The organism is Desulfocicer niacini, from assembly GCF_054657595.1.
The window spans coordinates 1-322 of record NZ_BAAHYK010000209.1 but is presented as its reverse complement, the minus strand read 5'-3'; the positions used below and the strand labels follow the sequence as shown (position 1 = coordinate 322).

Here is a 322-nt window from a genome sequence, read left to right as displayed (position 1 = left end):
CCGGTTATGTAATCATGGGTCAGCTGGTGCAGGGGGTTGAGAAAAATTTGGTCCGTGGGGCCGATTTCAATGAGATCACCCAGATGAAAATAGGCGGTGCGCTGGGACACCCGGGAGGCCTGCTGCATGGAATGGGTCACAATGGCAATGGCATACTCTTCCCTCAGCTCATCAATGAGATCTTCAATGATGGCTGTGGCAATGGGATCCAGAGCGGAGCAGGGTTCATCCATCAGTATTATTTCCGGGTTGACGGCAATGGTCCTTGCAATGCAGAGTCGTTGCTGCTGCCCCCCGGATAGACCGGTCCCGGGCTGATCCA

General features: G+C 54.7%; 1 protein-coding gene. It reads right to left on the bottom strand.

Going from position 1 to position 322, the window contains the following annotated elements:
• Positions 1 to 322, bottom strand: a 322-nt coding sequence (locus tag ACYQ2M_RS25425; RefSeq protein ID WP_459919194.1) for a phosphate ABC transporter ATP-binding protein, incomplete at both ends; no start/stop codon positions are given.